This is a genomic window from Pseudoneobacillus rhizolycopersici (genome assembly GCF_054786815.1).
Map to the genome: position 1 here is coordinate 1 of NZ_JBTOOE010000050.1, position 5,148 is coordinate 5,148.

5 protein-coding genes are annotated in these 5,148 nt (G+C 39.6%); 3 read left to right on the plus strand and 2 right to left on the minus strand.

The features are described 5' to 3' along the window. Positions 1-1,040: 1,040 nt before the first annotated feature. Positions 1,041-2,207: a PD-(D/E)XK nuclease family protein gene (locus tag ACX9YW_RS22640; RefSeq protein ID WP_460350928.1), complete on the plus strand. Its 1,167-nt coding sequence runs from the start codon at positions 1,041-1,043 to the stop codon at positions 2,205-2,207. Between the two features lie 76 nt (positions 2,208-2,283). Here the strand turns inward: ACX9YW_RS22640 and ACX9YW_RS22645 are convergent, their stop codons facing one another. Further along, entirely contained in the window at positions 2,284-2,742 is a 459-nt protein-coding gene (locus ACX9YW_RS22645) for a staygreen family protein (RefSeq protein WP_460350930.1), read from the minus strand. Between the two features lie 206 nt (positions 2,743-2,948). Between ACX9YW_RS22645 and ACX9YW_RS22650 the strand changes: the two genes are divergently transcribed. Both ACX9YW_RS22650 and ACX9YW_RS22655 read left to right on the plus strand, forming a co-directional pair. Next, on the plus strand, positions 2,949-3,299 hold the full coding sequence (locus tag ACX9YW_RS22650) for a VOC family protein (RefSeq protein ID WP_460350932.1): 351 nt from the start codon (positions 2,949-2,951) through the stop codon (positions 3,297-3,299). Between the two features lie 152 nt (positions 3,300-3,451). Continuing rightward, on the plus strand, positions 3,452-3,832 hold the full coding sequence (locus ACX9YW_RS22655; RefSeq protein ID WP_460350934.1) for a hypothetical protein: 381 nt from the start codon (positions 3,452-3,454) through the stop codon (positions 3,830-3,832). Between the two features lie 167 nt (positions 3,833-3,999). Here the strand turns inward: ACX9YW_RS22655 and ACX9YW_RS22660 are convergent, their stop codons facing one another. Continuing rightward, a complete protein-coding gene (locus ACX9YW_RS22660) occupies positions 4,000-4,716 on the minus strand; it encodes a 3-ketoacyl-ACP reductase (RefSeq protein WP_460350936.1) in 717 nt (238 codons plus the stop codon). Positions 4,717-5,148: the final 432 nt, after the last annotated feature.

A 5,148-nucleotide genomic window follows, 5' to 3' on the forward strand; every position in this document is an offset into this window, starting at 1 on the left:
GGGTTTTGGCGGTCGCGATTTGTCCATGAGATGGCTTTTCATAGACAGTTTGGGGCTTTGGCGACTTCGATTTGTCCATGAGACGTCTTTACATGGACAGTTTGGGCTTTTGGCGGTCGCGATTTGTCCATGAGATGGCTTTTCATAGACAGTTTAGGGCTTTGGCGACCTCGATTTGTCCATGAGCCGGCTTTTCATAGACAAATTGGGGTACAGGCGTCGACGATTTGTCTATGAGATGGCTTTTCATAGACAGTTTGGGATTTTGGCGTCGACGATTTGTCCATGAGCTGGCTTTTCATAGACAAATTGGTCTTTAGGCAGCCTCGATTTGTCTATGAGATGGCTTTTCATAGACAGTTTGGGGTATAAGCGTCGTCGATTTGTCCATGAGACGTCTTTTCATAGACAGTTTGGTCTTTAGGCAGCCTCGATTTGTCTATGAGCCGGCTTTTCATAGACAAATTGGGGTACAGGTGGCCTCGTTTTGTCTATGAGCCGGCTTTTCATAGACAAATTGGGGTACAGGCAGCCTCGTTTTGTCCATGAGATGGCTTTTCATAGACAAATTGGGGTACAGGCGGCCTCGTTTTGTCCATGAGACGTGTCTCCATGGACAAATGTGCGTATCGACGAACTCCATTTGTCCATGATCCATCAGTTTAGTTCTTAGTACAAAACGCTGATTCCGCGCCTTTTTCCCTATCTATCCCGTCTTTTCTGAAAAACTTCTAATCTGGTTTTTTGGATTGTTTTTACTAGAGAGAGAAGGGCGGGATAATTTGATTTAGTTTTCGGACCTCTGCTTAATATTTCCATTTGCTACTCGTACCAAGTGATTTCTAACAAAGCGATTCGGTCGAACACCACGATTCCTTTTCGACAGATTTTAGTAAATGAAGTCCTAGGGTAAGGAAGCGAAGTGTCTCCAAGTCTCACTTTAGAGCAACGTAATATGTTGCTTTAATAAGTTATACTATTCTAGTAGATATATGAAACATGAGAGCCGTCCCCATGTTTCAATAGAGGAGGAAGGGTTTATGACTGTGTTGACGAGTTCAATTGATTATTTGAAGCGATCACCGATGTTTCAGTTGTCGCTTACTTCGAAGGAACTGTTTCATAGTAATTTTGTTAGTTGGGTGGTTTCCAATTATATGGAGGCATGTTCTCCAGTTTTTTCGAGGTATGTTGATCATGGCAGCGAATGGACTATTTCTGAGGTTAAACGGGAAGAAGGAAACAAGGATATCACGATTTATTTTCGCAACGAAGATGGTCAGGTAAAGACGTTAATTATCGAAAATAAGGTAAAATCCTTGCCCAATTACGAGCAGTTGTCGCGATATACCACCGCAGACCCTTCGGAACATTATGTGCTGCTTAGTCTGGTAAAACCAACTTTTACGGAAAGTAACAAAGTGTATATCCCAGAATTCGATAAGGAATGGACGTGCATCAGCTATCTTGATTTAGCTCAGTTATTGGAAGAGCTCATACCTGATATTGAGGTCAAAAATTCTTACCATGCCAATATTATCAGGGATTATATAAGGCTCGCCAGTTCATTGCACGAGATCACCGAGGATATTGTTGGCGAGATTCGAAAGGATACCTATAACTACTATCGTTCCACCAACAGCGTTTTTGAGCAGTTACGCGAAGTGAGATTGCATGATTTTTTTCTAAAACTTAAACATGAAATGATGGCGGTAGAATTTTACAAGGAAATGAGCAATCGGCTGCCTGATCTCAAGTTTGTTCCTGCAAAAAGGTGGGAAGATGCTAGGGATGGTGAGGTGTTTGTTAGTTCTGGATTTACGAATGGTTCGGGGATTAGTGAGGTCAAGTACGTCATTGGTGAAAAAAATGGCGGTCCGATTATTCTTGGGATTCAAATTCAGGCCCTTCAATTCCGCTTGTTTGTAGAGGGTGACCGGAATATTAGTTTTAAAACCGCTGAACGGCTATTGGAAAGTAACGAGTGGTATGATTTTTCGATGGCCATCGGGTTGGGAGTTACCGAAGAGACCGTCTATCCAAAGTCAAACAAACCATTTAACACCTACTCCCAAACGTTTTTCTATCAATATACCAAAATTCAGGAATGCCAAATCGATCGCCTAATTAAAGTGGTTGCGGATTATATTGAATATGTGCATCGTTTGAAACAGGGGGGCGGTTCTCGCGTTTCATTCGATGGATGAAACAGGGGGGACGGTTCTCCTGTTTCTTTTCTGTGGAAAATAAAGGCGGGCACCGTCCCGTAAGCATGAAGTGGAATCATGATTTTTGGTTGAAATTCTTGAAGGTACCCCAAATTTCTTGTCTGGAAAACTGTGGATAAGAAGACATGAAGTTCATGATGATAGGGGTATGGTCTAGGTTAGGGTTTGTGTCGAATAACATCCGATCCCCATATCGAATCGCTGTTAAGGCAAGCGGTAGTTCGCGTCTAAATATTTCATCGCGTTTTGCTGAGGCATTTTGGCTATATTCTCCTTGATCAATATATACATAAACACAGTAGTATAAGGAATTTCCGTGTTTTTTCCATACACCAGATACTTCATCGCGCATAGGATTTATTTTATCCCAAGCATACTTGTTTCCAATGGTTAAAAATAACTCCCCGGTTATATCGGAATGAGTGAGTGTATAACATCTTGGAATAAGAGGTTCCGTTGTCGTAACACCATCTCTATACTCAACAAATAGTTTCTCAGGAATAAAATTGGCCAAGAGATCAACTCCTATCGTATTTTTGAAACACATAACAAGTGACATACCTTTGCTATAAAAAGGTTCTATATACATTTTATAGAAAATTAACAACAAAAATGACATAATGATTTTAATGACAAGGATGGTTGTGAACTTCTATTTAAATGGTCGTTCGCGTAAATGGGTGAGATGTTTCATGATAAAAATTATAGGAGGTCAAGACGATGAAAATGAAAGGTTTTGGTGGGGTTTTTTGGAGAACAAAAGACGTTGATTCATTAGCAAAATGGTATAAAGAAACTCTTGGTTTATCGATGGAAGAGTGGAATGGGACGATCATCAAGCCAGATGTGGACAACGAAACGGTCTTTTCTTTGTTTAAAGAAGATAGTGATTATTTTCCAAAAGAACAATCTGTGATGCTAAATTTTCAAGTGGAAAATATCGAAGCTTGGGTGGAACATTTTAATAAGATTGGAGTACCTCTTTTAAAACAGCCTGAGAAAAGCGAGTACGGAACCTTTCTTTGGATTGTGGACCCAGACGGAAGATGGATTGAAATATGGGAGAAATGAGTCTGTGGAAAGCCCATGTGTCTATAAAAAGCAGTGAGGTATGAAGGGACCTGTCCCTCTGCCTCATGAAATCCCCTTTATTTAGTAAAATAAATTTGTTGCTAAATCAACTTTTAAACAAATTGAAAATATACTGATAATGGGGTGAAATTATGGGACTTATTTCACAGTTACAAAGGTATATGGAAACGCTGTTGTTCCCTAGGTTAAATAATATAGAAGAAATCTCATCTATCAGTGGGTTTATAGAATTAGGGGTATTACTGGTTTTATGGTGGCTAACATGGATACTCGGCTATAGGATATTAGAAACGAAAAGGAGTCTCTGGTTTGCGATTTTGGCTACTTTCTCGTTTAGTACGTTCATCTTAGCAACATTGGGGTGGTACCTTTACAGCCTACAACTGGACACCTTAGGTAGAACACTGGTATTCATTACGTTTATATCAGTGTTTCTATTAACAAATGGATTGAATATCCTGCTATTAGCCAAGAAAAACAATAGAAAATTCGAAGTCCATTTTCATATTTGATCGGTTGTATTTGTTGTTGGACGGGTGTTCGATATACGGATGTCGGGAGTCGCCATTTTTATTATAGAAGAATCCTTCTAAGTAGGGGAGTATGGTTTGTCTCCCTAAAATGAAAGGCGCCATCCCAAATACATCGGATAGCGCCTTTGATTTTTCATTTAGTTTCATTAAGGGTTTGTCGACCAAAGACCAGCATGTTTTAAAACAACACGTGGATGAAGTTTTAGTTGTGCAACCATTAAGTCTGCTAAATCCTCTGGCTGCATCACTTTTTCTGGATTGCCGTCTGTTAAGTTTAGTTCCACGGCCATGTCTGTTGCAACCGTACTTGGCGTTAATGTTGTAACTCGAATATTTTTCTTACGGACTTCAAGCATTAACGATTCACTTAGTCCGATAACGGCAGCTTTTGAAGCTGAGTAGGCACTAGTAACTGGTGCTCCTTTTTGCCCCGCTGTGGATGAGATGTTAATGATATCGCCCGTATTGCGCTCGATCATTTCCGGTAATACAGCACGTGTGGTGTAGTACACACCTTTTACGTTTACATCGATAATATTTGTCCATTCCTCAGGCGTTAGGTCCATGAAGTTCCCGAATTTTGAGATTCCTGCATTGTTTACCAAAATATCAATTGGGCCAAGCTCGCCGCGAATGGATTCAACGGCTGTGGTAATCGAGACTAAATTTGCTACATTAGCCGAAGCGGTTGCGACCTTCACATCATACTGTTTAAGTTCCTCTTTTACTTTTTCCAAATTTTCAAGTGTCCGTCCAATAAGACCAACGTGAATGCCTTCTTTAGCGAAAGCGATTGCTGTAGCACGTCCTATACCACGTCCTGCTCCTGTAATAATGGCCACTTTTCCTGCGATAGCTTGCATCTTTTTCTCTCCTTTAGATGGAATCGTATTAGTTTAAACGAAAATGGTACTGAATATATCTATCATAAAAAGTTAATACTAGAAGTTGACTTCTACGAAAAGAGCTGGTATATTAAATCGTGCTGCTGATACGCAGCATTATGAATGTTGTGTTAGAAGTTGATAATAAATACATTTTTTCATCATTTTTTGAAAATAGAAGTTGACTTCTGCGAAACACGATGTTATATTAAATCTTGTCGCTAAAACAAAGCGGCTAACATGATGAATGATAGTAACTTCGATTGAAAAACTTTTTTAAAATAGAAGTTGACTTCTACGAAGTATCGTGTTATAGTAATAAAAGTCGCTGATAAAAAGCGAGTCAATCAGAAACGAATTGCTCTTTGAAAACTAAACAACCAAACATTAACAAGACTTCTTTTTAAGAAG

Coding starts and splice junctions, on each gene's coding strand:
- ACX9YW_RS22650 (WP_460350932.1), top strand. CDS start 2,949: ATGAAAATGAAAGGTTTTGGTGGGGTTTTTTGGAGAACAAAAGACGTT.
- ACX9YW_RS22640 (WP_460350928.1), top strand. CDS start 1,041: ATGACTGTGTTGACGAGTTCAATTGATTATTTGAAGCGATCACCGATG.
- ACX9YW_RS22660 (WP_460350936.1), bottom strand. CDS start 4,716: ATGCAAGCTATCGCAGGAAAAGTGGCCATTATTACAGGAGCAGGACGT.
- ACX9YW_RS22655 (WP_460350934.1), top strand. CDS start 3,452: ATGGGACTTATTTCACAGTTACAAAGGTATATGGAAACGCTGTTGTTC.